This is a genomic window from Kocuria sp. PD6, assembly GCF_031844145.1.
GTDB lineage: Bacteria > Actinomycetota > Actinomycetes > Actinomycetales > Micrococcaceae > Kocuria > Kocuria marina.
Genome location: NZ_JAUZUS010000001.1, coordinates 1 through 25,610, shown reverse-complemented (window position 1 = coordinate 25,610; position 25,610 = coordinate 1). Strand labels below are relative to the sequence as shown.

Sequence of the window (25,610 nt, the reverse complement as noted above, 5' to 3'; positions counted from 1 at the left end):
TCCCTTCATGACTGAATCTAAGCGCTATGGTTCCCGGCGCCGCCGGGCCTCCGATTCCCATTGGAGCCCGGCGGCGCCGCCCGCGTCCGCGGAGTCATCGGGTGAAGCGGAAGCCGATCCCCGCGACGTCGCCCGCGCCATCGTCCTGCGACAGCTGAGCGCATCGGCCAAGTCGCGGCACCAGCTCGAGGACAAACTCGCGGACCGCAACGTCCCCGAGGACGTCGCTCGGGAGGTGCTCGACCGGTTCGAGGAAGTGAACCTCGTGGACGACCGGGCCTACGCGGGGATGTTCGTCAGGTCGCGCGCCGAGACCCGCCGGTTGTCCCGCTCGGCTCTGCGCCGAGAACTCGCGCAGCGCGGGATCACGGGTGAGATCGCGGACGAGGCCCTCGAACAGCGCTCCGACCACGACGAACTGCGGGACGCCCACGTCCTCGTGCGCAAGAAGTTGCCCGCCTCCGTGGACCCGTCGGACCGCAAGGAACGCGACCGGCTGACCCGCAGGCTCGTGAGCATGCTCGGACGCAAGGGGTACCCGCCGGGACTCGCGTTCGCCGTGGTCAAGGAGGAGCTGGGCGCGCTGGAGGCCTCGGCGGAGGAGTTCGAATCGGAGGAGTCCGCGGGTGACGAGTTCGCCGGTGACGAGTTCTCCGCAGACGGGTTCCCGGGAGACGGGTTCTCGGGAGATGAGTACGCCGCGGGCGGGTCCACAATGGGCGGGCGCGATCGGCCGGATCCGGACGGCGCCCACGTGTGGGACACGCCCTGATCGGTGCCCCTTTGGCCGTGGACGGCCGAGATCCGGCGATTTGACCCCGTCCCTAAAATGGTGAGGTGACTCAGATGCCCCATGCCGTGCAGGAACCCGTGATCGCCACCGATGCACCCGCCTACGAGGTGCGCACTCTCGGATGCCAGATGAACGCCCACGACTCCGAGCGCATCACGGGACTGCTCGAGAGCGCCGGATACGTTCCCGCGGTGAACCGTGATCCGGACCTGGTCGTGTTCAACACGTGTGCCGTCCGGGAGAACGCGGACAACAAGCTGTACGGCCAGCTGGGTCAGCTGGCCCCCGTCAAGCGGCGCAACGAACGGTTGCAGATCGCGGTGGGCGGCTGCCTCGCCCAGAAGGACCGCGCCACCATCGTCGATAAGGCCCCGTGGGTGGACGTGGTCTTCGGGACCCACAACATCGGGTCCCTGCCGGTCCTGCTGGAACGCGCCCGGCACAACGAGCAGGCCCAGGTGGAAATCCTGGAAGCCCTCGAGACGTTCCCGTCGGCACTGCCGACCAAGCGGGAACAGGCATATGCGGGGTGGGTGTCCATCTCGGTGGGGTGCAACAACACGTGCACGTTCTGCATCGTCCCCCAGCTGCGCGGCAAGGAGAAGGACCGCCGTCCCGGGGACATCCTCGCCGAGGTCCAGGCGCTCGTGGACTCCGGTGCGGTGGAAGTGACCCTGCTGGGGCAGAACGTGAACTCGTACGGCGTGGAGTTCGGTGACCGCGGTGCGTTCGCCAAACTGCTGCGCGCCTGCGGGGACATCCAGGGGTTGGAGCGGGTGCGCTTCACGAGTCCGCACCCCGCGGCCTTCACGGACGACGTGATCGATGCCATGGCGGAAACCCCCAACGTGATGCCTCAGTTGCACATGCCGCTGCAGTCCGGTTCGGACCGGATCCTCAAGGACATGCGGCGCTCGTACCGTTCCAAGAAGTTCCTGGGCATCCTGGACCGGGTGCGTGAGCGGATCCCGCACGCCGCGATCACCACCGACATCATCGTGGGCTTCCCAGGGGAGACCGAGCAGGACTTCCAGGACACCCTGGACGTCGTGGAGGCCTCCCGGTTCTCCTCCGCGTTCACCTTCCAGTATTCGGTGCGCCCGGGCACTCCCGCCGGGGAGATGGCGAACCAGGTCCCCGCCCCCGTGGTGCAGGAACGCTTCGAACGGTTGACCGCCCTGCAGGACCGGATCAGCGCGGAGTTGAACCGCGAGCTCGTGGGCACGCGCACGGAGGTGCTCGTGAGCGCCCAATCGGGGCGGAAGTCCGAAGCCACGCACCGACTGAGCGGGCGGGGCCCGGATCAGCGGCTCGTGCACTTCAGTGTCCCGGACGGAGCCGCACAACCGCGCCCGGGTGATTTCGTCACGGTTCCGGTGACCGGGGCCGCCACGTACCACCTGCTCGCGGACCCGCGGGACGCGAACGAGTACAGCGTGCGGCGCTCCCGCGGCGGGGACGCGTGGGAGGCCGCTCAGGCGGAATCGTGTGGTGCGCCGTCGTCCTCGGGCAAACCCGCCGCCGTGGGGCTGGGCATGCCGTCGCTGCGGAAGCCCTGAGCGCGGTATGACCCGGGGGACGCAACGCCCGGTCGTGGCGGTCGTGGGGCCCACGGGGACCGGGAAGTCGGACCTCGGGATCGCGATCGCCCAGCGCGTGGGCGGGGAGATCGTCAACGCGGACGCCCTGCAGTTCTACCGGGGCATGGACATCGGGACCGCCAAGCTGCCCCCGGAGGAACGCGGGGGAGTGCCGCACCACCTGCTCGACATCTTGGACCTGCACGAGGAAGCGTCGGTCGCCGCGTTCCAGACTCGCGCTCGCACCGTCATCGCCGAGATCGAGGAACGCGGCAACGTGCCCGTCCTCGTGGGCGGCTCGGGACTGTACGTGCGCGCGGTGCTCGACCACATCGAATTCCCCGGAACCGATCCGCAGCTGCGAGCGCGGGTCGAAGCCGAGCTGCACGAGCACGGGCATCCCCACATGCTGCAGCGGCTCGCGGACGTGGATCCCGAATCGGCGGCCACGGTCAAGGACGACCGCAGACTGGTCCGGGCGATCGAGGTGCATCGGCTGACCGGACGGCCCTTCACATCGTTCATGCCCGAGCGCCGGTACGTGCGGCCCACGGTGCAGATCGGTCTCGCCATGGAGCGGGACGTGCTCAACGAGCGGGTGGCCCGCCGCGTGGACACCATGCTCGAGCGGGGGTGGCTGGACGAAGTACGAGCGCTCGCGGCCCGGGGGCTGCGCGAGAGCCCCACCGCCGGGAAGGCCCTGGGGTACCCCCAGTTGCTCGCGGTGCTCGACGGCACGAGTACGCTCGAGCGCGCCCGGGACGAGACCGTGACCGCCACCCGCAGGTTCGTGAAGCGCCAGCGCACGTGGTTCCGGGCGGATCCTCGCGTGCACTGGTTGCGGGCGGACGATCCCGCGGGACCGTCCGCGCTGCCGGAACGGGCAATGGACGTCGTCCGGGCTCAGTATGATGGCGGCGATGACTGACACGACCGAGGGGACGGTAGGCAGCGTGAACTGGCAGGAACTGGCGGGCGTGCGCGTGACCAAGGCGCACGGCACGGGAAACGACTTCGTGGTCTTCACGGACCGGGACGGCACCCTGGACGTCTCACCGGACACGGTCGCGGCGGTGTGCGACCGACACCTCGGGCTGGGCGGTGACGGCCTGATCCGCGCCGTGCGCACCGAGCACGTGGCCGATGCCGGCGAGCTCGCCGAAGCGCACCCGGACGTCGAGTGGTTCATGGACTACCGCAACGGGGACGGTTCCGTGGCGCAGATGTGCGGTAACGGGGTGCGGGTGTTCGTGGACCACCTCGTGCGCGAGGGGCTCGTGAGCCTTCCGCGCGGTTCCCAACTGCGCATCGGCACGCGCGCGGGGATGCGCACCGTGGCGCGTACGTCCGACGGCTACGCCGTGGACATGGGTCCGTGGAGCTTCGAGGATGGGGACGCCGCGCGCGAGCGCGGTTCGGATTGCCTCGTGAATGCGGAGGGCCTCACGGTCCCGCGCCCGGGGGTGTCCATCAGCATGGGCAATCCCCACACGGTCGTGGCCCTGTCCGAGGGCGAGAAGTTGGACGGGCTGGACCTACACACCGCGCCCGTCGTGGAACCCACCCCTCCCGAGGGGACCAACGTGGAGTTCGTGGTGCCCTCGGACGATGGCGATTCCGAGTTCGGTCGCCTCGAGATGCGCGTGCATGAACGGGGTGTCGGCGAGACGTACTCGTGCGGCACGGGCGCGTGCGCGGCCGCGGCGGCCACCCGTTTCTGGGGCGGTCCCGACTCCCCGGACCGCTGGTTCGTGCGTGTCCCCGGGGGCGTGCTGTCCGTGACGTTCGTGCCCGCCCCGGACGGCACCGAGCATGTCGTCCTCGCGGGTCCGGTGCGCGTGGTGGCCACCGCCGAGCTCGTCTGAGTCGGTCGCGTTCGTGCCGCGGTGGGCTGAGTCGGGAGGGCCTCGCCGCGCGGCCCTGTTGCATGCATCGTCCGACGACGACGCTGCGCGCCGGCTCCCGGAGCGGCACCCCTGGCTCCTGTTTCCGACCCAACGCCCGGGGGTATAGGTTCCAACGCCGTACACGCGACCCCGGTTCCCGCCCCGGCATGCGTGCCTCCGCGCGCCTCAGGCGCGCTGGACGGTGATGACGCGGAAGCCCTTGTCGGTTGCGGCCCGGTCCACGCAATACCCCTCACCCAGGGTGGCCGCGAGCCAGCGCTGCAGTGAGTCCCCACCCAGGTTCTTCTGTACCACGAGCCACGCCGTACCACCGGGCGCGAGGCGGGGGAGCCACATCATGAGGATGTCGTGCAGTTCCTGCTTCCCCACGCGGATCGGCGGGTTGGACCACATGGTGTCGAACGTACGATCCGAGGGTACGTCCTCGGGTAGATGGGTCTCCACGCCCGTGAGACCCAGCTCCCGCGCGTTCGCCGCAGTCAGCCGCAGGCTGCGTTCGTTGACGTCCACCGCGGTGACCGTGGCACTCGGTGCAGCGAGCGCGAGGGCCAGGGTGATCGGCCCCCACCCGCACCCGATGTCGAGCAGGTTCCGCCCGTGCGGATCGGGCACGTTGCGCAGCAGCGCGGCGGTTCCCTTGTCCAGGTCCGAGGGGGAGAAGACCCCCGCGGCCGTCCCCACGTCCACGGTGCGGCCCCGCAGCTCCACGGTGATCCGCCGCGGTTTCTCCGCGACGGACGGGTCGGACACGAAGTAATGCTGCGCGGGATTCTCGGGGGCCATGGCTCCACATGCTAGTGCCCCCGCCCGTCATGTCAGTGCCCGGCGCTAGACTTGGTCAACCGTCTCCAGCCATAGATCAAGGAAATATGACGCAATCTCACCAGCACCAGAATCCCGCTCCGAAGCAGCCCGGACACTCCGCGGAACTGACCGGACCGGAACTGGAGGACGTCGTCTCGCGTGTCCTGGCCCGTGCGCGCGCACGCTCCGAACCCACCCACGTACACGACGCCGGTCAGGACGTCTTCGACGATGAACGGGGCGTCCACGGCGCCCGCGACCACGCCGCCTCGTACGCAGCGGGCGGCGGACACGATCACCTGGGCCGCGCCCGTGAGCTCGCGGACGAGGACCACGTCCACGTCGAATCCGACGGCGATCAGCAGGACCTCGCCGAACGTCACGCGCTGCGCCGTGTCGCCGGACTGTCCACCGAGCTCGAGGACGTCACCGAGGTCGAGTACCGGCAGCTGCGGCTCGAGCGCGTCGTCCTGGCGGGTCTGTTCTCGAGCGGGACCCTGGCCGATGCGGAGAACTCGCTGCGTGAGCTCGCGGCGCTCGCTGAGACCGCCGGTTCCGAGGTCATGGACGGTCTGCTGCAGCGGCGCGCGACCCCGGACCCCGGCACGTACCTCGGCTCGGGCAAGGCCCTGGAACTCAAGGACGTGGTGGCCGCGACCGGTGCGGACACCGTCATCGTGGATGCCGAGCTCGCGCCGTCGCAGCGTCGTGCTCTCGAGGACGTCGTGAAGGTCAAGGTCATCGACCGCACGGGCCTCATCCTGGACATCTTCGCCCAGCACGCCAAGTCCAAGGAGGGCAAGGCGCAGGTGGAGCTGGCGCAGCTCGAGTACATGCTCCCGCGTCTGCGTGGTTGGGGTGAGTCGCTGTCCCGGCAGGCCGGTGGCCGTGCGGCCTCCGGTGAGGGTATCGGTAGCCGTGGTCCCGGTGAGACCAAGATCGAACTGGACCGGCGCCGGATCCGCCAGCGCATGGCCAAGTTGCGTCGGGAGATCGCGGCCATGAAGCCGGCGCGTGAGACCAAGCGACTCAACCGCAAGCGTCATTCCGTGCCCTCGGTAGCGATCGCGGGGTACACCAACGCGGGTAAGTCGTCCCTGCTCAACCGGTTGACGGATGCCGGGGTCCTCGTGGAGAACGCGCTGTTCGCCACGCTGGATCCCACGGTGCGCAAGGCCGAGACCCCGGACGGGATCGGCTACACGCTCGCGGACACCGTGGGCTTCGTGCGCTCGCTGCCCACCCAGTTGGTCGAGGCGTTCCGCTCCACCCTGGAAGAGGTCGCGGACGCAGACGTCATCGTGCACGTGGTGGATGCCTCCCACCCGGATCCGGAGGGTCAGCTCAAGGCCGTGCGGGACGTCCTCACGGACGTGGGCGCCAATGACATCCCGGAGATCGTGGCCCTGAACAAGGCCGACATCGCGGATCCCGTGGTGCTGGGTCGTTTGCGCAATCACGAGCACCCGTCGGTGGCCGTGTCGGCGCGCACCGGAGAGGGCATCGAGGAATTGCAGCGGTTGATCTCCTCCGCCATTCCGCGCCCAGACCACGACATGGAACTGCTCGTGCCCTACATTCACGGCGAGGTGGTCTCCCGGCTGCACGCCCAGGACGCCGAGATCCTGCGCACGGAACACACTCCCGAGGGTACGCGGTTGCGTGTGCGCGTTCGCGAGGAACTCGTGGGTGAACTCGAGCCCTACCGCGTGGCGGAGCCTGGGAGCCCGGCTGCCGCGCCCACCGCGGGGGATCCCGCCGGAGCATGAGCGCATCGTTCGTCGACGAAGCGGGGCACGACCTTTCGGACGTCCGCCCCGAAACGCTGCCCGGCGCGGTGGACACGCTCGAGCTCCTCGACTCCGCCGTGACCGCGTTGGGCGGGCAGCGCCGGGAGGGACAGCGGTTCATGGCGGCCAAGGTCGCCGAGGCCCTCGAGACCGGCCGGCATCTGTTGGTTCAGGCCGGGACAGGAACGGGTAAGTCACTCGCGTACCTCGTCCCGGCCCTGCGCCACGCCCGCACCGCGGACAAGCCCGTGGTCGTGGCCACGGCCACGCTGGCCCTGCAGTCCCAGATCACGGGCCGGGACGTCCCCCGCTTGCTCGACGCGCTCGAGGACGAACTGGACGACCGCCCCGTCGTCGCGCTGCTCAAGGGCCGCTCCAACTACGCGTGCCTGCACAAGGTCGAGGGCGGCTACCCGGACGACGACGGCGCCCTGTTCGACGTCCCCGGTTCGGGACCCGCCGCAGGGGGCGCGGATCGCCCCCTCGGTGGCTTGGCCCAGCAGGTGCTGCGGTTGCGGGAATGGGTCGAGACCACCGAGACCGGGGCCCGGGACGACGTCCAGCCGGGTGTCACGGACGCCGCGTGGCGGCAGGTCTCCGTGACCGCCAAGGAGTGCCTGGGGCGCAAGTGCCCCCTCGTGGAGGAGTGCTTCGCCGAGCGCGCCCGGGCCGAGGCCGGCGAGGCGGACGTGGTGATCACCAACCACGCGCTGCTCGCGATCAACGCGTTCGAGGGGCTTGCGGTCCTGCCCGAGCACGACGTCGTGATCGTTGACGAGGCCCATGAGCTGCGGGACCGGGTCACGGGTGCCGTGACCGCGTCGCTGTCCGCCGCCGCGGTACGAGCGGCGGCCACGGCCGTGCGCAAGCACACCGCGGCGTCGAGCGATGCACTCGAGAAGGCCGCGCAGGCCTTCGATCTCGCCTTCGACCCCGACCCGTCCGGACTGTTGCCACGAGGCTTCACCGAGGAGCAGGTCTACGCGGTCGGTGGCGTTCAGGACGCCGCGCGCACGGGGCTCAGTGACACCAAGGGCGATTCCAAGGGCGAGGACGCGGCACGTCACGCGGCCCGCTCACGATTGTCCGAGCTGCTGGACACCGCCGAGCGCATGCTGTCGGCGGACACCGCCCATGACGTCCTGTGGATCTCCCGCGTGGGTCGCTGGTCGCCCACCGAGGGATACGTGGGAGCGTCCGAAGGCGAACCGGCGACCCTGAACATCGCGCCGCTCAGCGTCGCGGGGCCCCTGCGGGAGGGGTTGTTCGACGGGCGCACGGTCGTGCTGACCTCGGCGACCCTGGCCGTGGGGTCATCGTTCTCGTCCACGGCCGGGGCTCTCGGCCTGCAGGGCCCGGGGTCCCCCGCGTGGCGGGGCGTGGACGTGGGCAGCCCCTTCGACTACCGCCGCCAGGGCATCCTCTACGTGGCCAAGCACCTCGCGAAACCCGGCCGTGGCGTCTCGGAGGAGCAACTCGAGGAACTGCTCGGGCTGCTCGAGGCCTCGGGCGGCGGCGCGCTCGGTCTGTTCTCGTCCCGCCGGGCCGCGGAGGACGCGGCGGAGGCGCTGCGCGATCGTACAGAGCTGCCCATCCTGTGCCAGGGGGACGCCTCCCTGCCGTCCCTGGTCAAAGAGTTCACCGACGATCCCTCAGCGAGCCTGTTCGGAACCATGAGCCTGTGGCAGGGAGTGGACGTGCCGGGGCAATCGTGCCGACTGGTCGTGATCGACCGGATCCCGTTCCCGCGCCCGGACGATCCCCTGGGCACCGCGCGCACACGCGCGGCCGAACGGGCAGGCGGCAACGGGTTCATGTCGGTCTCGGCCACCCACGCCGCGGTGCGCCTGGCGCAGGGCGCCGGCCGACTGATCCGTGCGAGCGGGGACAAGGGCGTCGTCGCCGTGCTGGACTCGCGGCTCGCCACGGCGCGCTACGGGCCCTTCCTGGCCCAGTCCCTCCCGCCGCTGTGGCCCACCACGGACCGCTCGACCGTTCTCGGGGCGTTAGAGCGATTGGCGCGCTCCTGAGCGTTCGACCTCGCTGTGCTCACGTCCGTGGTGCCGTCCCGCGTGACGCGACGCGCGGTTCCCGGAACCGTTCGGAGGGCGAGCTACAGGGAGCGGAAGACCGAGACGACCTTTCCCATCACGGTCGCGTGATCACCCAGGATGGGTTCGTAGCGGGTGTTCTGGGGCAGCAGCCACGTGTGGCCGTCGCGCTGGCGGAAGGTCTTGACGGTCGCTTCGTCGTCCAGCAGGGCAGCCACGACGTCCCCGTTCTGCGCGGAGTTCTGTTGGCGCACCACGACCCAGTCGCCGTCGCAGATGGCAGCGTCGATCATGGAGTCCCCGGAGACCTTGAGCATGAACAACTGGCCGTGACCCACGAACTGCCGTGGCAGGGAGTAGACCTCCTCGACCGATTGTTCGGCGGTGATGGGGCCACCGGCGGCGATGCGCCCCACGAGCGGTACGGGGACCATGGCGTCGTCGTCGTCCGCGGCGGGCAGGTCGCCCATGGTGTGCACCGCGGGGGACCCGGCGCCCGATGCGCGGGTCGCCAAGGACTCCACGGAACCCGCGGGCTCGTCGGCCGGCCCCAGGTGGCGGTCGAGTTCCTCCGCGCTCAACGGGCGCAGGACCTCCATGGCGCGGGGTCGGCGCGGATCCCGGCGCAGGTAGCCCCACTTCTCGAGCTGGCCGAGCTGATGGGTCACGCTGGACAGGGACGCCAGACCCACGGTGTCACCGATCTCACGCATGGACGGCGGGTAGCCGCGCGTGGTGATGCAGCGCTGCACGGCACCGAGGATCCGTGCTTGTCGAGGGGTGAGCGTGCGCGAGCGTCGGTCGGACGCCTGCTGATTCGGGGAAGAAGTGCTCACGTGCGGGGTCCTTTCACCGTCCACGCTGTGCACACCCTGCGGTGGGCCGCGGAGGCCGCTTATGCGTGTCGGAGACGCGGGGTCAACTAACTCCTGTGTGACCTCGAGCTTAACCCGCGCGCGTCCCCGGGTTCAAATATGTGTTCGAAAAGGTCCTCGACAGCATTCGTACACCCGTGCTAGAACTGTTGGTAGAGATTCGAAAATGTGTTCTAAATACGCTCCGCGTTCGAACACCGCCACCTTCGGGTGGATCCGGTCAGATCACCAGGAGGTAGCCATGACCGCTCTCACCTTGTCGCGATCCGTTCGTTCCGCCACGGCTGCGTCCTCCGCCGCCGTGCGCGCTCGTACGTCGGCCCGCGCCGCGTCCGTCCAGGCCGCCCCGCGCGCCGCTCGCTCGCCGCTGCAGCTCACCCGCCGCGGCCGGTTCTTCCTGATCGGACTGCCCTTCGTCACGGGAGCGGCGGCCCTGTTGGTGGTCGCCGCCGTCTTCCTGCTGCCGCCCACGGTCAAGGCATCCACGGAACCGGCGGGGGCGCCCGTGACCCACGGAGTCACGGTGCAGGCGGACCAGACCCTGTGGGAGATCGCCGCCGTGGCGGACCCGCAGCGGGACACCCGCGAGGTCATGAACGACATCGCCGAGCTCAACGGTCTGACGTCCTCCACCCTGCACACGGGTCAGGTCCTGGAGGTCCCGTCCCGCTGACGGTGACCCGTCGGTGACGTGATCCGTCGGTGCCAAGTGAGCGACTCCTGGTGCGCCGACAAGCTCCGGGCGGTGTCACGACTGGTCCGGGAATCGACACACCGTGAGACGTCGTGTGACCGGATATGCGCCGAGTCCATAGACTGGTCTGGTGAATTCTCGTGATGATTCCCTCGAAGCCCTTCCGCTGCGCGACGACCTGCGGGGCTTGTCTCCCTACGGTGCTCCCCAGCTGGAAGTCCGTGTCGCACTGAACACCAACGAGAACACCCATCCGGTTCCCGAGCCCGTGGTTCGGGCCATCACGCGGCGCGCCACCGATGCCGCGGCGTCCCTGAACCGCTACCCGGACCGGGACTTCACCAATCTGCGGACCGCCCTAGCGTCCTATCTGGGTCACGAGCTGACCGAGGACAATCTGTGGGCCGCCAACGGGTCCAACGAGATCCTGCAGCAGATCCTGCAGGCCTTCGGTGGGCCGGAGCGCTCCGTGTTGAGCTTCGTCCCCACGTACTCGATGTACCCGTTGCTCGCCCTCGGGACCGGAACGCGGTTCATCGCGGGGGAGCGCGCTGCGGACTTCTCCCTGTCCGCGGAGTCGGCGGCACGCCAGGTGGGCGAGCACGCCCCGAACATCGTGTTCCTGTGCTCGCCCAACAACCCCACCGGGACCGCGCTCGAACTGGATGTCGTCGAGGCCGTGTACGAGGCGGGGGAGGACCGCAACACCATCGTCGTCGTGGACGAGGCCTACGCCGAGTTCGCGCGCTTCGGAACCCCCTCGGCGCTAACCCTGCTTCCCGGCCGTCCCCGGCTCATCGTCACGCGCACCATGAGCAAGGCGTTCGCGTTAGCGGGTGCACGGCTCGGGTACTTCGCCGCGGACCGCTCCGTCGCGGACGCTATCCGCCTCGTGCGCTTGCCGTACCACCTGTCCTCGGTGACCCAGGCGACCGCACTGGCCGCACTCGAACACCACGAGACACTGCTCGGCACGGTCGAGGACATCAAACTGCAGCGCGACCGGATCGTGGACGAGCTCAAGCGACTGGGCCTGACCCCCGCCGAATCCGATTCCAACTTCGTGTTCTTCGAGTGCGGCGGGGACGCCCACGCCATGTGGCAGGGTCTGCTCGACCAGGGCGTCCTCGTGCGGGACGTGGGGATCCCCGGCCACCTACGGGTCACCGCCGGGACGGAAGCGGAGACCACCGCGTTCCTCGAGGCCGTGGAGTCCTACCTCGCCCGGTCCTGAGCCGGACCGTCCGGGCCAAGATTCTGAGCCGGCCCGGCTCGTCTCGAACCGTGGGACCGGTCTAGCCGCGGCCCCATGGTCCCACCCCAGCCATCTAGACTGGACCCGCCCGCCGAGCCGTCGCCGGGCGCCGTCCCCGAGGAGATGTCGTCTTTCATGAGCGCAGTCGAGAACCACCGCACCGCCACGGTGGAACGCGTGACCAGTGAATCCACCGTGCGCGTGAGCCTGGACCTGGACGGGACGGGTACGTCCTCGATCGAGACCACGGTGCCGTTCTACAACCACATGCTCACGGCACTGTCCAAGCACTCCCTGATCGACCTGGACATCCAGGCCCACGGGGACACGGACATCGACGTCCACCACACGGTCGAGGACACAGCGATCGTCCTGGGTGATGCGCTGCGCCAAGGACTCGGGGACAAGCGGGGGATCCGCCGTTTCGGGCAGGCCACCGTGCCGCTCGACGAGGCACTCGCGTCCGCCGTGGTGGACGTGTCCGGGCGGCCCTACGTGGTGCACACGGGTGAACCGGAGGGCCAGCAATACCACTTGATCGGTGGTCACTTCACCGGGTCGATGACCCGCCACGTCTTCGAGTCCCTGGCCTACCACGCCCAGTTGTGCCTGCACGTGGAGGTGATCCGCGGCCGCGATCCGCACCACATTGCCGAGGCCCAGTTCAAGGCGCTTGCGCGGGCGTTGCGCGAAGCCGTGGAGCCCGACGCCCGCATGGCCGGCGTGGTCCCGTCCACCAAGGGCGCCCTGTGAGCGGGGCGGAGCAGAACATGACGGAGGCGCCGAGCGTTGTCGTCCTGGACTACGGCGCGGGCAATGTGCGATCTGCCGTGCGCGCCCTCGAGGAGGCCGGCGCGCGGGTGGTGCTGAGCGCCGATCCGCGCGACGTCATGGACGCGGACGGTCTCGTGGTCCCGGGCGTGGGAGCCTTCGCGGCCGTCATGGAGGGATTGCGCGCGGTGGACGCCCCGCGGCTCATCGATCGCCGGTTGAGCGGTGGCCGTCCGGTGCTGGGGATCTGCGTGGGCCTACAGGTCATGTTCGACCGCGGCGTGGAACACGGTCACGAGTCCGAGGGACTGGCACAGTGGCCCGGGACCGTGGAACGCCTCGACGCTCCGGTGGTCCCGCACATGGGCTGGAATGAAGTGCGCCCGCCGGAGGGCTCGGTACTGTTCCGCGGCATTGAGGACGAGCGGTTCTACTTTGTGCACTCCTACGGGGTGCGGGAGTGGGAATTCGACCAGAGCATCGAGCACATGGTGCCCCCGGGCGTCACCTGGTCCGAGCACGGGGCGCCCTTCGTTGCCGCCGTGGAGAACGGTCCGTTGAGCGCCACGCAGTTCCACCCCGAGAAGTCCTCCGCGGCGGGGATCGCCCTGCTGCGCAACTGGCTGTCCACGCTGCCGCGCACCGGACGCATGGCCGGGCGCATCCCCGCACCGGGTTCGGGGGTCCCGGCATGACCGCATCGGTGCTGCTGCTCGTGGCGGGGGCGTTCTTCGTGGGCGGGGCGATCTCCTTCCATCAGCAGCGCAAGCCGCTGTGGAGCGTGGTGTTGCTCGCGTTTGTGGCCCTCGTGTTGATCGGCTACGGGGGCTACTCGTGGTTCACGAGCGTGTGAACCGGGCGTAGTGCCGTCGTCAACGGGTACGGGGCGCGCGCCACACCGCGACAATCCAATCAACCACCGGACCACCACGGCGCCCGCAGGCGCCACGTGAGGAGAGACATGACCGAGACCACCGAACGCCGTTTGGAACTGCTGCCCGCGGTGGACGTGCAAGGCGGACAGGCCGTGCGCCTGGTCCAGGGGGAGGCCGGCTCCGAGACCGGCTACGGCGATCCGCTCGAGGCCGCCCTCGCGTGGCAGGAAGCGGGCGCCGAATGGTTGCACCTCGTGGACCTCGACGCCGCTTTCGGTCGCGGTGACAACATCGAGGTCCTGCGCCGCGTGGCCGCGAACCTCGACCTCAGGATCGAGATGTCCGGCGGGATCCGGGACGACGAATCCCTCGAGCGCGTCCTGACCCTGGACCCCGCGCGCATTAACCTGGGCACAGCGGCGCTCGAGAACCCCGAGTGGACGCATCGCGTGATCGCCGAGCACGGGGACAGGATCGCCGTGGGTCTGGACGTGCGCGGCACCACGCTCGCCGCGCGCGGCTGGACCAAGGACGGCGGCGACCTGTGGGAGGTGCTGGAGCGCCTCGAGGCCGACGGCTGCGCGCGGTACGTGGTCACCGACGTGACCAAGGACGGCACGCTGCGCGGGCCCAACACCGAGCTGCTGGCCGAGGTCGCCCGCCGCACGGACAAGCCCGTGGTGGCCTCGGGCGGAATTTCGTCTCTCGAGGACCTCGCCGCGCTGCGCGAGCTCGTCCCCGCCGGCATCGAGGGCGCGATCGTGGGCAAGGCGCTCTACGCCGGCAAGTTCACGCTTGCGCAGGCCCTGGACGTCGCCGGTCGCCCGAGTGCCTGAGCACCGCGCGGATCGCGGGCCCGGACGCGAAGCGCACCCGCCCTCCGGGCGCGGTGACCACGACGTTTCCGGACCCAGCGCACGCGTTTCCGGGGCCGACGGCGCTCGCGCCCTTCCCGCGCACATCGCCGCCCAGCTGCGCTCGGCCGGTGGCCCCACAGACACCGGCGGTCAGTCGTGGGAGGGTCGCAATTTGGGGGAGGGTACGAGCCACACCCACCAGTTTCCCGACGACCCCGGCACCGCGGATCCGAATGTCGCCTGCGCACTTGACGCATGGCGCGCGGGGACAGTGGGCGAGGAGGAGGTCGTGGCCGCGCTCGCCGGGATCCGGGTGTTCGTGCCCATCGTGGCGCAGGTGTCCCAGTCTCACATCACCGAGGACGGCCTGGTCTCCGACAAGGAAGCGGACATGGCCCTCGTGAGCTTGCAGGCCGCCGACGGCCGCAAGGCCCTGCCGGTGTTCACGTCCACCAGTGCACTGACCGCATGGAACGCCCGGGCCCGACCGGTCGCCGCGGACATCCGCCGCGCCGCGCTGTCCGCGGTGCAAGACGGCTCCGCGCTGCTTGTCGTGGATCCGGGGGCGGATCCGGCCTTCGTGGTCCGGCGCCCCGCCCTGTGGGCCGTGGCGCAGGGACATGAGTGGACGCCGTCGTACCGGGACGTCGCGGTGGACGACGCCGTCACGCGCGCGGCACTCGGGCGCTCGGAGATCGTGGCGGCGCTCGCCGGCCCGGGTCGCGGTGTGAATGCCGCGCGGTCCGACGGCGCCGCGTTACGCGGTGGGGGCGAGGGCCCGGAGCTCACGGTCACCCTGCAGCTGCGGGTGGGGCTGTCCGCCGACGAGGTACAGGCAGTAGTGGGGCATTACCAACAGCAGCTCGCGGCCCAGCCCGTCATGGCGGAGGCGGTGGATTCGATCGAGGTCCGGCTCACTGCGTGAGGTCACTGCATGAGATCACAGCGTGACGTCGCCGTCTGACGTCACCAAGAGGAACGCGGCGCACGACCACCGGTTGCGCGTCGCGTTCCTTAAAAGGGCTTCAACGGGACTGACGCTCAGCCGTAGACCGGGCCCGTGAACTTCTCGCCGGGTCCCGCGCCGGGGGCGTCGGGGAACGGGGAGGCCTCGCGGAACGCGAGCTGGAGGGACTTGAGGCCGTCGCGCAACGGGCCGGCGTGCTGGGAGCCGATTTCGGGGGCGGCAGCGGTGATCAGACCCGCGAGAGCGATGATGAGCTTGCGCGCCTCGTCCAGGTCCTTGAGTTCCTCGGCGTTCTCCTCCGCGGCCAGGCCGCACTTCACGGCGGCGGCGCTCATTAGATGGACCGCGGCGGTCGTGATGACCTCGACCGCGGGGACCTCGGCGATGTCACGCATCTGGTTGTTCACCTCGGCGAGGGTCTCGTCGGGCAGTGCACCGGGATCGGAGGCGCCGTGGTCGTGGGCGGCGTCGTGAGCGTGAGCGGGACCCTGGGACGATGCGGTGTCGGTGAATTCGAAGCGCTCGGAGCGCGGCTGCTCGGACATGGGACCACTGTAGAACAGCGACCTCGCCCGGCGTGGGGCCGTCCCTCGACTGGCCCCGACGCCCCCGCATGCGTTATATTGGTGGACAGTGTGCAAGCGGAGATGACTCCCACCCGCCGCCGCCCGCCGAGTGACGCGATCACTCGGCACCAGGTGCCCGGGTTCGTGACCGAACGACCACGCCGTTTTCATGACGGTCGTGTCGTCTTGGTCTCTGTGTGGTTCTCACCTCCGCTCGCGCGTGCCGCAGCGGAGGTTTTTCGTTGTGGTCCAGGACCCAACCACGGGGAAACCCACGAACTCAGGAGCTTGGCATTAGCGATCCACGTATCAATGACAGAATCCGTGTCCCGGAAGTCCGCTTGGTCGGACCTGGCGGCGAGCAGGTCGGCATCGTTCGCGTGCAGGACGCGCTGCGGCTGGCCCGAGAATCGGATCTCGATCTGGTCGAGGTCGCACCCAACGCCAAGCCCCCCGTGGCCAAGCTCATGGACTTCGGCAAGTACAAGTACGAAGCTGCGGTCAAGGCTCGTGAGGCGCGCAAGAACCAGGCCAACACGGTGCTCAAGGAAGTGCGTTTCCGGTTGAAGATCGACACGCACGACTACGAGACCAAGGTGGGTCACGCCAAGCGTTTCCTCTCCGCGGGGGACAAGGTCAAGGCCATGATCCAGTTCCGCGGTCGTGAGCAGCAGCGCCCCGCGATGGGTGTGCGCCTGCTCGAGCGGCTCGCGGAAGACGTCGCCGAGGTCGGTGTCGTGGAGACCGCGCCCCGCGTGGACGGTCGCAACATGGTCATGGTCATCGGTCCGCTCAAGAACAAGGCGGAGGCTCGCGCTGAGGCCCGCAAGCAGAAGCAGCGGGAGACGTCGCAGTCCGAGAACCAGCGCAAGCAGCGGGTGGACACCTCTAATGCCGAGTCCGTGACCCAGTCCATCGGGGATGCGTTCCCGGCGGAACTGCGTCAGGCGGCCACCGTGCAGGCGGAGAGCTCGCAGAGCGCTCCCATCGCGGCGGAGGACAAGGTCCAGGAGACCGTGGCGCCGGCGTCCGGTACCGAAGCCACTCAGGCTCCGGCGCAGCCCGAGGCTTCTGCACAGCAGGCCACCGCGGACGCCAAGGTCGCAGCGGCCAAGCCGGCGGCGGCGCAGGCGGGTACCGCATCGGCGTCGTCTCCCAAGCCCGCAGCGAGCCCCAAGCCCGCTGGAAGCGCGAAGCCGGGTGCGAAGCCCGCACCCGCGAAGCCGAGCGCGGCGGCCAAGCCCGCGGCACCGAAACCCGGGGCGTTCAAGCCCGGGCCCGCCAAGAAGTAACCGCGGCACAGGAATTGACAGCGTTGGGCGTGTGATCGCCCGACACCAGCGTGGTCGCGGCCGTGTGTCGCGACCCACCGGTGTGCCCCACCGGTCGATGTAAAAGGAGACGGCCACCATGCCGAAGATGAAGACCCACAGCGGTGCCAAGAAGCGTTTCAAGCTCACCGGTTCGGGCAAGGTCAAGCGCCAGCAGGCCAACCGCCGCCACTACCTGGAACACAAGTCCTCGCGTCTGACCCGCCGTCTCGCGGGCGACCAGATCGTCTCCACCCCGGGTGAGGCCAAGGCCATCAAGCGGATGCTGGCCAAGTAGGCCCTTCCTCTTCCATTTCGTCAGCGCCGCGTTTGCGCGGCGGGTAGTCATGTTCCGGCAGGGGTCGGAACCGAATCGTTAGGAGTACGCACGTGGCACGTGTGAAGCGGGCGGTCAATGCCCACAAGAAGCGTCGTGAAGTTCTGGAGAAGGCCTCGGGCTACCGCGGTCAGCGGTCCCGGTTGTACCGCAAGGCCAAGGAGCAGATGCTCCACTCGTACACCTACTCCTACAACGACCGTCGCAAGAAGAAGGGCGACTTCCGTCGGCTGTGGATCCAGCGCATCAACGCCGCCGCCCGCGCGAACGGTCTGACCTACAACCGCTTCATCCAGGGCCTGAAGGCCGCTGAGGTCGAGGTGGACCGTCGCATGCTGGCCGAGCTGGCCGTGAGCGACGAGAACGCGTTCGCGACCCTGGTCCGCGTGGCCAAGGACGCCCTGCCGGAGGACACCTCCGCGCCCCGCACCGCCGCCTGAGTGCCGCTGTGACGTTCGTCGAGCGCCTGGAGGACCGGTTGCTGTCCAACCCCCGAGCCGATCGGGTCAAGGACGTGGCCGCGTTGACCAGGCGCTCGATGCGTTCCAAGCACGGATTGTTCCGCGCCGAGGGCCCGCAGAACGTGCGCGAGGCGGTCCGTCTCGCGCTCGCGGATTCTCCCGCTCCCGGGCTGCCGCGGCTCGATGCCGTGTACGTGACCCTGCAGGAGCTCGACCGGCATCCGGGGATCGCCTCGGACCTCACGGCGGTCGCCGACCGCGGTGACGCGTTCGTCCGGGCGGTTACCCCGGAGGTACTCGCGGCCATGACCGATGCGGTCACGCCGCAGGGGATGCTGGCGGTGTGCCGCTTCCCTTCCTCTGCTTTGGACGCGTCTGAGGCGTCGGGCTCCTCTGACGACGCCGCTCGCGCCCTCGGTGCCGCACGCCTGGTGGGCATGCTGGTCCGGGTGCAGGACCCGGGTAACGCCGGCACCGTGATCCGTACCGCGGACGCCGCCGGCGCAGATGCCGTGCTGTGCACTCCCGGCACCGTGGACCCGTTCAACCCGAAATCCGTGCGTTCCTCTGCGGGGTCGCTGTTCCACGTCCCGGTGTTCACGGGCATGGAACTCGCCGAGGTCGTCGCGGCGGCTCGTGAGCACGGCATGGGCGTGCTCGCCGCGGATGGTTATGCCTCCATGACGGTCTCCGAGCTGGCCGACGCCGCGGTGCTGCGCGCCGCGGGCATTTCTTCGGGGGACGTGGCGTATTCCCTCGAGCAGCCCACCGCGTGGCTGTTCGGTAATGAGGCGCAGGGACTGTCGGAAGCGGAGGTCGCGGCCGCGGATCTGTCTGTGGCGGTGCCGCTGTACGGGGCCGCCGAATCGCTCAACGTGGCCACCGCTGCGACCGTGTGTCTGTATGCATCGGCGCAAGCCCAGCGCCGGATTTTCGATCGCTGACGCTTCTCTCTCCGCGCTGTCCGAATTGTCGATGACACACTGAACACCATGACTTCCGATCTCCCCGCGCGCTTCCGGACCCAGGTGGTCGGGGTGGCCCTGCTCGACGACGCACATCACCCCACCGCGTTCCTGGCCGCCCAGCGCGCCTACCCCGAGACGTTGCGCGGGCTGTGGGAGTTCCCGGGCGGCAAGCAGGAACCGGGGGAGAGCGCCGAGGACGCACTCGTGCGCGAATGCGCGGAGGAGCTGTCGGTGCGGGTGGAGCTTCTGGCTGAAATCTCAGGCCCTCATGCTCAGGGATGGCCACTGTCCGAGATGGCCGCGATGCGCGTGTGGACCGGAACCACTGTGGATACACCCGTGGTGGGCACCGATCACCTGGCCGTGCGGTGGGTTCCGTCGAGCGACCCCGACGCCGTACTGGCCTTGCCGTGGATCCCGGCGGACCTTCCGATCGTGCGGGCATTGCTGGGACAGCTCGCCCCATGACCCCGCCGGGTCAGCGGACGCCATGGGTCCTCCACTAGACTGACCCTGCCCGCACCGGCCACGCTGCGGGCATTTGCACGAAAAGCGGCTCACCCACCGGGGGAGCGAGCTCGTGAGAACACCGTCCGCCAGTAGGAACGCGAGAAACCATGTCCGAGACCACACCGTCCGCCGCGGTGGACCCCACCGACGAGGCCGGGGTGACGGCCGCCCTCGAGCACGCACTGCGTGAGATCGAGGCCGCCGCCGACCTCTCCGAGCTGAAGACCGTTCGCCTGGCCCACACGGGGGAGAAATCCCCGCTGGCGCTGGCCAACCGTGCGATCGGTGGGCTGGACAAGGCCGCCAAGGCCACCGCGGGCAAGCTGGTGGGGCAGGCCCGCGGACGCGTGAACAAGGCGCTCGCGGCACGCGCCACCGTGCTCGAGGAGGAGAGGGATGCCCGCATCCTCGTGGAGGAAGCGGTGGACGTCACGGCGGCCACGCGGCGTCGTCGGCTGGGCGGACGGCACCCCCTGACCAACCTGATGGACCACATCGGGGACATCTTCGTGGGCATGGGCTGGGAGGTCGCGGAGGGACCGGAGCTCGAGCACGAGTGGTTCAACTTCGACTCGCTGAATTTCAAGCCGGACCATCCGGCGCGGCAGATGCAGGACACGTTCTTCGTGGACCCGCCGTCGTCACACCTGGTGCTGCGCACCCACACCTCGCCGGTGCAGATGCGCTCGCTGCTGGAGCGCGAGCTGCCGGTGTATGTGGTGTGCCCGGGCAAGACCTACCGCACGGATGAACTGGACGCGACCCACACCCCCGTGTTCCACCAGGTGGAGGGCATCGCCGTGGACGAAGGGCTGTCCATGGCGGACCTCAAGGGCACCCTCACCCACTTCGCGCGCACCATGTTCGGCCCGGAGGCCGCTATCCGGTTGCGGCCCAACTACTTCCCCTTTACCGAACCCTCCGCGGAGCTGGACGTGTGGCACCCCACCGCCAAGGGCGGACCGCGGTGGATTGAGTGGGGTGGCTGCGGCATGATGCACCCCAACGTGCTGCGGGCCGCGGGGATCGACCCCGAGCGCTACTCGGGGTTCGCGTTCGGCATGGGCATCGAGCGGACCCTGATGTTCCGCAACAACGTCCCGGACATGCACGACATGGTCGAGGGCGACGTCCGTTTCAGCGAACACTTCGGGATGGAGATCTAGAGCAATGCGAGTTCCTTTGTCATGGCTGCGCGAGTACGCGCCCGTTCCCGAGGACGCCACTGCGGAGGACGTCCTGGCCACCCTCGTGAAGGTGGGTCTTGAGGAGGAGGACGTCCACCGCCCCTCCGACTCCCTCTCCGGTCCGATCGTGGTGGGCCAGGTGCTCTCCATGGAGCCCGAGACCCACTCCAACGGCAAGACCGTGAACTGGTGCTCCGTGCGCGTGGTGCCGGAGGGCCATGAGCAGACGCTGACGGGCAAGGGCATCGACCCCTCGGGCGTCCAGGGAATCATTTGCGGTGCCCACAACTTCTCGGTGGGTGACAAGGTGGTCGTCGCCCTTCCGGGTGCGGTGCTGCCGGGTGACTTCCGGATCTCCGCGCGCAAGACCTACGGCCACATCTCGGCAGGCATGATCGCCTCCGTGCGCGAGCTCGGCATTGGCGACGACCACGACGGCATCCTGGTGCTGTCTCGGATCGGGCTGGACCCCGCGATCGGCTCCGACGCCCTGGAGCTGCTGGGTCTCTACGACTCGGCGGCGGAGGTCAACGTGACCCCGGACCGCGGGTACGCGTTCTCGATCCGCGGGATCGCCCGCGAGTACTGCCACGCGGTGCGCGCACCGTTCACGGATCCCGTGGCGGAGCTCGCGCCGCGGGTGCCCGCGTCCACCGAGGACGGGTTCCCCGTGACCGTGTCCGACGACGCCCCGATCCACGGCCGCGCCGGGTGCAACCGCTTCGCGGTGCGCATCGTGGAGAACGTGGATCCATCCATCCCGTCCCCGCAGTGGCTCGTGTCGCGGTTGCGCCTGGCCGGGATCCGCTCCCTGAGCCTGCCCGTGGACATCTCCAACTCCGTGATGCTCGAGTACGGCCAGCCGATCCATAACTACGACGCGGACACCCTGCAGGGCGGGATTACCGTGCGCCGTGCGCTGGCCGGCGAGAAGCTGACCACGCTGGACGACAAGTCCCGTGAGTTGAACACCGAGGACCTCGTGATCGCGGACGAGTCCGGTCCCGTGGGCCTCGCCGGCGTCATGGGCGGTGCCGCGACCGAGGTCGGGGAGAACACCACGCGCGTGCTCGTGGAGGCCGCTCGCTTCGACGAGGTCTCGATCGCCCGCACCGCCCGCCGACACAAGCTTCCCTCGGAGGCGTCCAAGCGATACGAGCGCGGCGTGGACCCGCAGCTCGCGCCGGTTGCTGCGCAGCGCGTCGTCGAACTCCTCGTGGAGCTGGCCGGCGGCACGGACTCCGGGCGGGTCACGGACGTGGACCACACGGACCGCCCCGCCGCGATCGAGCTGCCCGCGGGCTACCCTGCGGCGCGCGTTGGAGTGGACTACTCTCCAGAGGTCGTCGAGCGCAGCCTCGTGGCCATCGGCGCCGAGGTCACGGAGACCGCGGACGGCTGGACCGTGGTCCCGCCGTCGTGGCGCCCGGATCTGCTCGAGAAGGAGGACCTCGTCGAGGAGGTCGCGCGTCTGGACGGCTACGACAAGATCCCCGATCGCCTCCCCGTGGCGCCTCCCGGGCGCGGCTTCACGCGCTCGCAGGCCGCACGACGCCGCGTGGCCAACACGCTCGCGGCCGCCGGGCTCACCGAGGTGCTCAGCTACCCGTTCGTGTCCCAGACGGACAACGACCTGTGGGGCAGCGCGGACGGTGAGCACGTGGCGTCGATCAAGCTCGCGAACCCCATCAGCGAGGCCCAGTCCCTGCTGCGGGTGAGCATCCTGCCCGGGCTGCTCGGGGTGCTCAAGCGCAACCACTCGCGCGGACTGCGGGACCTGGCCCTCTACGAGATGGGCCACGTGTTCCTCGCGGACGGCTACACCCCGGACACCCAGCCCATCCCGCCGCTCGGCGTGCGCCCGGCCGCTCCGGAGCTCGAACGGCTCGACGCCGCCGTCCCCGACCAGCCGCGCAGGCTCGCCGCGGTGCTCACGGGGCACGACGCCGCTGCAGGCCCGTGGGTTGCGCCGCGCACCCTGGACTGGCAGGACGCGCTCGACGTCGCCGTGCTCGCCGCACGCAGCGTGGGCGTGGAGCTGAGGGTCACCCAGGGCTCGCATCACGCGTTCCACCCCGGGCGCACCGCGCAGCTGAACACTCAGGACGGCGCCGTGATCGGTATGGCGGGAGAGCTGCACCCCAAGCTCGTCGCGGCCCAGGGGTTGCCCGAGCGCACGTGCGCCGTGGAACTCGACCTGTCCGCGCTGCTCGATCGTGAGGCCTCGGCGGTCACCGCCCAGGTGATCTCGGGCTACCCCGCGGCCACCCAGGATGTCGCACTCGTGGTGGACGCGAGCGTCCCCGCGGCGGACCTGCTGACCACGGTGCGTCGGGGAGCGGGCGAGTTGCTCGAAGCCGCCGAGGTCTTCGACGTGTATGCGGGCAAGGGCATCCCCGAGGGCAAGAAGTCCGTGGCGATCGCCCTGCGGTTCCGGGCCGCGGACCGTACCCTCACCGCGGACGAGGCCTCCCAGGCCCGTGAGAACGCGGTGGATGCGGCCCACAGGGAGCACGGCGCTGAGATCCGAAGCTGATCACCCCCCACCAGCCAGGAGAAGTCATACCGTGAGCCACGACACCCAGGAACTCATCGATTTCGACGAGCACGACCAGGAGACACGACCCGGTGGTGCCCGAGGATGGTGGATCGTCCTCATCGTGCTGCTGGGGGCAGTCGTGACCCTGGCGCTGGGGTTGGCCTCGGCGTTGTCCTTCGACAAGGCCTCCCGGCTGGAGGAGTGGGCGGGGGAGTCGATGGTCGTCTCCGGGACGTACCAGACGCTCACCAAGGACCTCGTGACCCAGGACTACAACGGGATCTACGCGGGCATCATGCCCAAGAACGAGCTGACCGAACGCTACCCGTTCGACAACCGGCTCGACGATCCCGTCAAGAAGACCGAGGGGAACCAGATCACGTTCCGCGGCACCCAGACGGGTGTCCAGGACTCCGACTTCCCGCGGGAGGTGGACGCCCTGCTCGCGGAGCAGAACGGTCACCTGACGGTCGTGGAGACGGGCGAGCCCGGCTCCTACGGGGACAGCGGGGTGACGGACTCGATGGTCACCGGCCAGCGGGTCCGCGCCGCGGCACTCGGGATGGGCGCGCTGTTCTGCATCGGCCTCACGGCCTGGGGTGCGCGCCGCGTGCACGGCGGGGTGCGGGCAGGTACCTAGAGCAGGGTCGGCTCACCAGCGCTTCCGAGGGCGTCATCCTCTCCATCGCTGAAGCACTGCAGCTGAGCCCGGCGGAGACCCAGTATCTGCGCGACCTGCTGCGCCCGCAGCGACGACGCTCCGTCACGCCCACTCCCCGTCAGCAGGTACGTCCTGAGTTGTTGCGCCCGCTTGAGGGACCGCACGACCAGCCCTCCTTCGTGTTGGGCCGCCGCGATGAGGTGTTGGCCTCCAATGCCTTGCTGGACGGGTTGCTGACCCGGTTCGATCACCCCCTTGCCGGGCGCCTGGACATCACCTACGAAGCCCTCACTCTGCCCGGAGATCCCGACCAAGTCCTGTTCGTCTACGCCGGCAGGACCGACACCGACCTGGAAAAGCCGCGCATCCTCGCCAGTTGGAGCTCCGAGCACAGCGATCCGTCAGTGACCAACGCTGCAGCCAATCAGCCGCCCACCGCGACCCCGTAGCACGGACCTTGACCCCGGATCGTGGACACGGTGTCATTTCGGTTATGCCGCTTCCGTGAGCGTAGCGCAGGCGGCGGTTTCGTAGACGTTCGGGGTGATGTTCCCGATCGCACAATGCCGTCGGCACCTGTTGTAGCGGTTCGCCCACCGGAACACGACCCGGTAAGCCGTGGCCTGGTCAGGCAACGCCGCCCGGCCTTCGAGCGCTTCGCGCTTGAGCGCGGCGTTGAACGACTCGGCCAGGGCGTTGTCCGCACTGGAGCCGATCGCGCCCATCGACTGCCTGACCCCGAACTGCTGGCACAGCGCGGCGTAGGCCTTCGAGGTGTAGACACCGGGTTCAACCGGTGGTTGCAATACCGGCTTGTGGGGTTGATTGTAGGTACTCGTTGAAGGCTTCAGCAGGGGTTCTCCAGCCGAGGGTCTTGCGGGGCCTGCTGTTGAGGGCGTGGGCGACGGCGTTGATGTCTTCTGCCGTCCAGCGGGACAGGTCGGTGCCCTTGGGGAAGTACTGGCGCAGTAGTGCGTTGGTGTTCTCGTTCGTGCCGCGTTGCCAGGGTGAGACGGGATCGGCGAAGTAGACCGGGATCCCTGCCTCGACCGTGAACAGGGCGTGGGCCGACATCTCCTTGCCGCGGTCCCAGGTCACCGAGCGTGCCAACTGTTTCGGCAGCGTCGACATCGTGTCCGCGGGTGCGTTCTTCATGGTGATCGCGCCGTGGCCTGCTAGTGCCGGGCCGTTCTTGATCGATGCCCTGAACTGGTAGCCCTCCTCGCGGGGCAGGTGGACCAGCATCGTGAACCGGGTCGTGCGTTCCACCACGGTCCCGATGGCAGAGCGCTCGAGCCCGATGAGCAGCTCGCCCTCCCAATGTCCCGGGGCGGCGCGGTCGTCGGCTTCGGCGGGGCGGTCGCTGATCAACGTTGCCTCGGTGAGGTGGGCCCGGGTCTTGCGACGGGATCGTTCTCGAGGGACCCGCAGCGCCCGGCCCGTGCGCAGACACCAGAGGAGTTCCTTTTTCAAAGCGCCTCTGGCTTCGATGAACAGTGACTGGTAGATCGCCTCGTGACTGATGCGCATGGATTCATCATCGGGGAAGTCGAGCCTCAACCGGTTGCTGATCTGCTGCGGGCTCCAGCCCAGCACCCAGTCCCTGTCCTTGCGATGGGGCTTGTTGCGGCCCGTGAACCGCGGCGGCTGCGGTCCAGCGACCACGGTGCCGTCCGGGCGAGAGGCCTTGCCCGACAGGCGCTGCTTGACATACTCACGCAGCCGCGGGTTGGTGACGAGCTTCGCCTGTGTGGGACGCTTGGCGGCCATGTTGGCCTTCCATTGCGCCACCGATGCCCGGTACTCCCGCGTCCCGCCCCGAGGCGCGGCGTTGCGGCTGATCGTGCCCGGG

At 69.4% G+C, this 25,610-nt stretch carries 26 protein-coding genes and 1 pseudogene; 22 read left to right on the top strand and 5 right to left on the bottom strand.

The window, feature by feature from the left end:
* The first annotated feature begins 7 nt into the window (after positions 1–7).
* The 4 genes from Q9R22_RS00135 (at position 8) to dapF (ending at position 4,238) form a co-directional block, all read left to right on the top strand.
* Positions 8–772, top strand: a complete 765-nt coding sequence (locus Q9R22_RS00135) for a regulatory protein RecX (RefSeq protein WP_131333197.1) — start codon at positions 8–10, stop codon at positions 770–772.
* 74 nt (positions 773–846) lie between these two features.
* Entirely contained in the window at positions 847–2,352 is a 1,506-nt protein-coding gene (gene miaB / locus Q9R22_RS00130) for a tRNA (N6-isopentenyl adenosine(37)-C2)-methylthiotransferase MiaB (protein WP_131333964.1), read from the top strand.
* Positions 2,353–2,359: 7 nt separating this feature from the next.
* Positions 2,360–3,301 carry a tRNA (adenosine(37)-N6)-dimethylallyltransferase MiaA gene (gene miaA / locus Q9R22_RS00125; protein ID WP_131333196.1) on the top strand — a complete coding sequence of 314 codons (942 nt, stop codon included), beginning with the start codon at positions 2,360–2,362 and terminating at the stop codon, positions 3,299–3,301.
* Entirely contained in the window at positions 3,294–4,238 is a 945-nt protein-coding gene (gene dapF / locus Q9R22_RS00120) for a diaminopimelate epimerase (RefSeq protein ID WP_242670443.1), read from the top strand. The genes miaA and dapF overlap by 8 nt, the downstream gene beginning before the upstream one ends.
* A 207-nt stretch (positions 4,239–4,445) precedes the next feature.
* Here the strand turns inward: dapF and Q9R22_RS00115 are convergent, their stop codons facing one another.
* Positions 4,446–5,063 carry a class I SAM-dependent methyltransferase gene (locus Q9R22_RS00115; RefSeq protein ID WP_131333194.1) on the bottom strand — a complete coding sequence of 206 codons (618 nt, stop codon included), beginning with the start codon at positions 5,061–5,063 and terminating at the stop codon, positions 4,446–4,448.
* Between the two features lie 86 nt (positions 5,064–5,149).
* Between Q9R22_RS00115 and hflX the strand changes: the two genes are divergently transcribed.
* Both hflX and Q9R22_RS00105 read left to right on the top strand, forming a co-directional pair.
* The gene (gene hflX / locus Q9R22_RS00110; RefSeq protein ID WP_131333193.1) at positions 5,150–6,853 is read left to right on the top strand and encodes a GTPase HflX; all 1,704 of its coding nucleotides are present in this window, start codon (positions 5,150–5,152) and stop codon (positions 6,851–6,853) included.
* Positions 6,850–8,904 carry an ATP-dependent DNA helicase gene (locus Q9R22_RS00105; protein ID WP_165489805.1) on the top strand — a complete coding sequence of 685 codons (2,055 nt, stop codon included), beginning with the start codon at positions 6,850–6,852 and terminating at the stop codon, positions 8,902–8,904. Before hflX ends, Q9R22_RS00105 begins: the two co-directional genes overlap by 4 nt.
* A gap of 83 nt (positions 8,905–8,987) precedes the next feature.
* On the opposite strand, the gene lexA is transcribed toward Q9R22_RS00105, so the two are convergent.
* Entirely contained in the window at positions 8,988–9,761 is a 774-nt protein-coding gene (gene lexA / locus Q9R22_RS00100) for a transcriptional repressor LexA (protein WP_131333192.1), read from the bottom strand.
* Between the two features lie 280 nt (positions 9,762–10,041).
* On the opposite strand from lexA, the gene Q9R22_RS00095 reads away from it, so the two are divergent.
* The 7 genes from Q9R22_RS00095 to Q9R22_RS00065 all read left to right on the top strand — a co-directional run bounded on the left by Q9R22_RS00095 (position 10,042) and on the right by Q9R22_RS00065 (position 15,177).
* The gene (locus Q9R22_RS00095) at positions 10,042–10,473 is read left to right on the top strand and encodes a LysM peptidoglycan-binding domain-containing protein (RefSeq protein ID WP_131333191.1); all 432 of its coding nucleotides are present in this window, start codon (positions 10,042–10,044) and stop codon (positions 10,471–10,473) included.
* Positions 10,474–10,624: 151 nt separating this feature from the next.
* Complete coding sequence (locus Q9R22_RS00090) at positions 10,625–11,728, top strand: histidinol-phosphate transaminase (RefSeq protein WP_131333190.1); 1,104 nt, start codon at positions 10,625–10,627, stop codon at positions 11,726–11,728.
* A 156-nt stretch (positions 11,729–11,884) separates the two neighbouring features.
* Positions 11,885–12,502: an imidazoleglycerol-phosphate dehydratase HisB gene (gene hisB, locus Q9R22_RS00085; RefSeq protein ID WP_144932642.1), complete on the top strand. Its 618-nt coding sequence runs from the start codon at positions 11,885–11,887 to the stop codon at positions 12,500–12,502.
* Between the two features lie 17 nt (positions 12,503–12,519).
* Entirely contained in the window at positions 12,520–13,215 is a 696-nt protein-coding gene (hisH, locus tag Q9R22_RS00080; RefSeq protein WP_085106727.1) for an imidazole glycerol phosphate synthase subunit HisH, read from the top strand.
* Positions 13,212–13,373 carry a hypothetical protein gene (locus Q9R22_RS00075; protein WP_165489804.1) on the top strand — a complete coding sequence of 54 codons (162 nt, stop codon included), beginning with the start codon at positions 13,212–13,214 and terminating at the stop codon, positions 13,371–13,373. The genes hisH and Q9R22_RS00075 overlap by 4 nt, the downstream gene beginning before the upstream one ends.
* A 108-nt stretch (positions 13,374–13,481) precedes the next feature.
* Positions 13,482–14,231, top strand: coding sequence for a bifunctional 1-(5-phosphoribosyl)-5-((5-phosphoribosylamino)methylideneamino)imidazole-4-carboxamide isomerase/phosphoribosylanthranilate isomerase PriA (priA, locus tag Q9R22_RS00070; RefSeq protein ID WP_131333188.1), 750 nt, complete (start codon positions 13,482–13,484; stop codon positions 14,229–14,231).
* A 124-nt stretch (positions 14,232–14,355) separates the two neighbouring features.
* The gene (locus Q9R22_RS00065; protein ID WP_131333962.1) at positions 14,356–15,177 is read left to right on the top strand and encodes an SseB family protein; all 822 of its coding nucleotides are present in this window, start codon (positions 14,356–14,358) and stop codon (positions 15,175–15,177) included.
* Positions 15,178–15,293: 116 nt separating this feature from the next.
* On the opposite strand, the gene Q9R22_RS00060 is transcribed toward Q9R22_RS00065, so the two are convergent.
* The gene (locus Q9R22_RS00060; RefSeq protein ID WP_131333187.1) at positions 15,294–15,764 is read right to left on the bottom strand and encodes a DUF1844 domain-containing protein; all 471 of its coding nucleotides are present in this window, start codon (positions 15,762–15,764) and stop codon (positions 15,294–15,296) included.
* Positions 15,765–16,126: 362 nt separating this feature from the next.
* On the opposite strand from Q9R22_RS00060, the gene infC reads away from it, so the two are divergent.
* From infC to Q9R22_RS00015, 9 genes are all read left to right on the top strand, one after another.
* A complete protein-coding gene (gene infC / locus Q9R22_RS00055; protein ID WP_242670442.1) occupies positions 16,127–17,077 on the top strand; it encodes a translation initiation factor IF-3 in 951 nt (316 codons plus the stop codon).
* 118 nt (positions 17,078–17,195) lie between these two features.
* Positions 17,196–17,393, top strand: a complete 198-nt coding sequence (gene rpmI / locus Q9R22_RS00050) for a 50S ribosomal protein L35 (protein ID WP_035963278.1) — start codon at positions 17,196–17,198, stop codon at positions 17,391–17,393.
* A gap of 92 nt (positions 17,394–17,485) precedes the next feature.
* Positions 17,486–17,872, top strand: a complete 387-nt coding sequence (gene rplT / locus Q9R22_RS00045; RefSeq protein WP_035963276.1) for a 50S ribosomal protein L20 — start codon at positions 17,486–17,488, stop codon at positions 17,870–17,872.
* 8 nt (positions 17,873–17,880) lie between these two features.
* Positions 17,881–18,837 (top strand): RNA methyltransferase, encoded by a 957-nt coding sequence (locus tag Q9R22_RS00040; protein ID WP_242670441.1) that lies wholly within the window; start codon positions 17,881–17,883, stop codon positions 18,835–18,837.
* Positions 18,838–18,885: 48 nt separating this feature from the next.
* Positions 18,886–19,329 carry a (deoxy)nucleoside triphosphate pyrophosphohydrolase gene (locus Q9R22_RS00035; protein WP_131333186.1) on the top strand — a complete coding sequence of 148 codons (444 nt, stop codon included), beginning with the start codon at positions 18,886–18,888 and terminating at the stop codon, positions 19,327–19,329.
* A gap of 149 nt (positions 19,330–19,478) precedes the next feature.
* Complete coding sequence (gene pheS, locus Q9R22_RS00030) at positions 19,479–20,537, top strand: phenylalanine--tRNA ligase subunit alpha (RefSeq protein ID WP_064845938.1); 1,059 nt, start codon at positions 19,479–19,481, stop codon at positions 20,535–20,537.
* A 4-nt stretch (positions 20,538–20,541) separates the two neighbouring features.
* Complete coding sequence (pheT, locus tag Q9R22_RS00025) at positions 20,542–23,094, top strand: phenylalanine--tRNA ligase subunit beta (protein WP_311253925.1); 2,553 nt, start codon at positions 20,542–20,544, stop codon at positions 23,092–23,094.
* Positions 23,095–23,125: 31 nt separating this feature from the next.
* Positions 23,126–23,737 carry a hypothetical protein gene (locus tag Q9R22_RS00020; protein ID WP_131333184.1) on the top strand — a complete coding sequence of 204 codons (612 nt, stop codon included), beginning with the start codon at positions 23,126–23,128 and terminating at the stop codon, positions 23,735–23,737.
* A gap of 224 nt (positions 23,738–23,961) precedes the next feature.
* Positions 23,962–24,207, top strand: coding sequence for a hypothetical protein (locus tag Q9R22_RS00015; protein WP_131333183.1), 246 nt, complete (start codon positions 23,962–23,964; stop codon positions 24,205–24,207).
* Positions 24,208–24,249: 42 nt separating this feature from the next.
* On the opposite strand, the pseudogene Q9R22_RS00010 reads toward Q9R22_RS00015, so the two are convergent.
* Positions 24,250–24,540, bottom strand: a pseudogene (locus tag Q9R22_RS00010) (integrase core domain-containing protein); the annotation flags it as partial.
* Between the two features lie 7 nt (positions 24,541–24,547).
* On the bottom strand, positions 24,548–25,610 hold a 1,063-nt coding region (locus Q9R22_RS00005; RefSeq protein WP_311253924.1), incomplete at its 5' end, for an IS30 family transposase.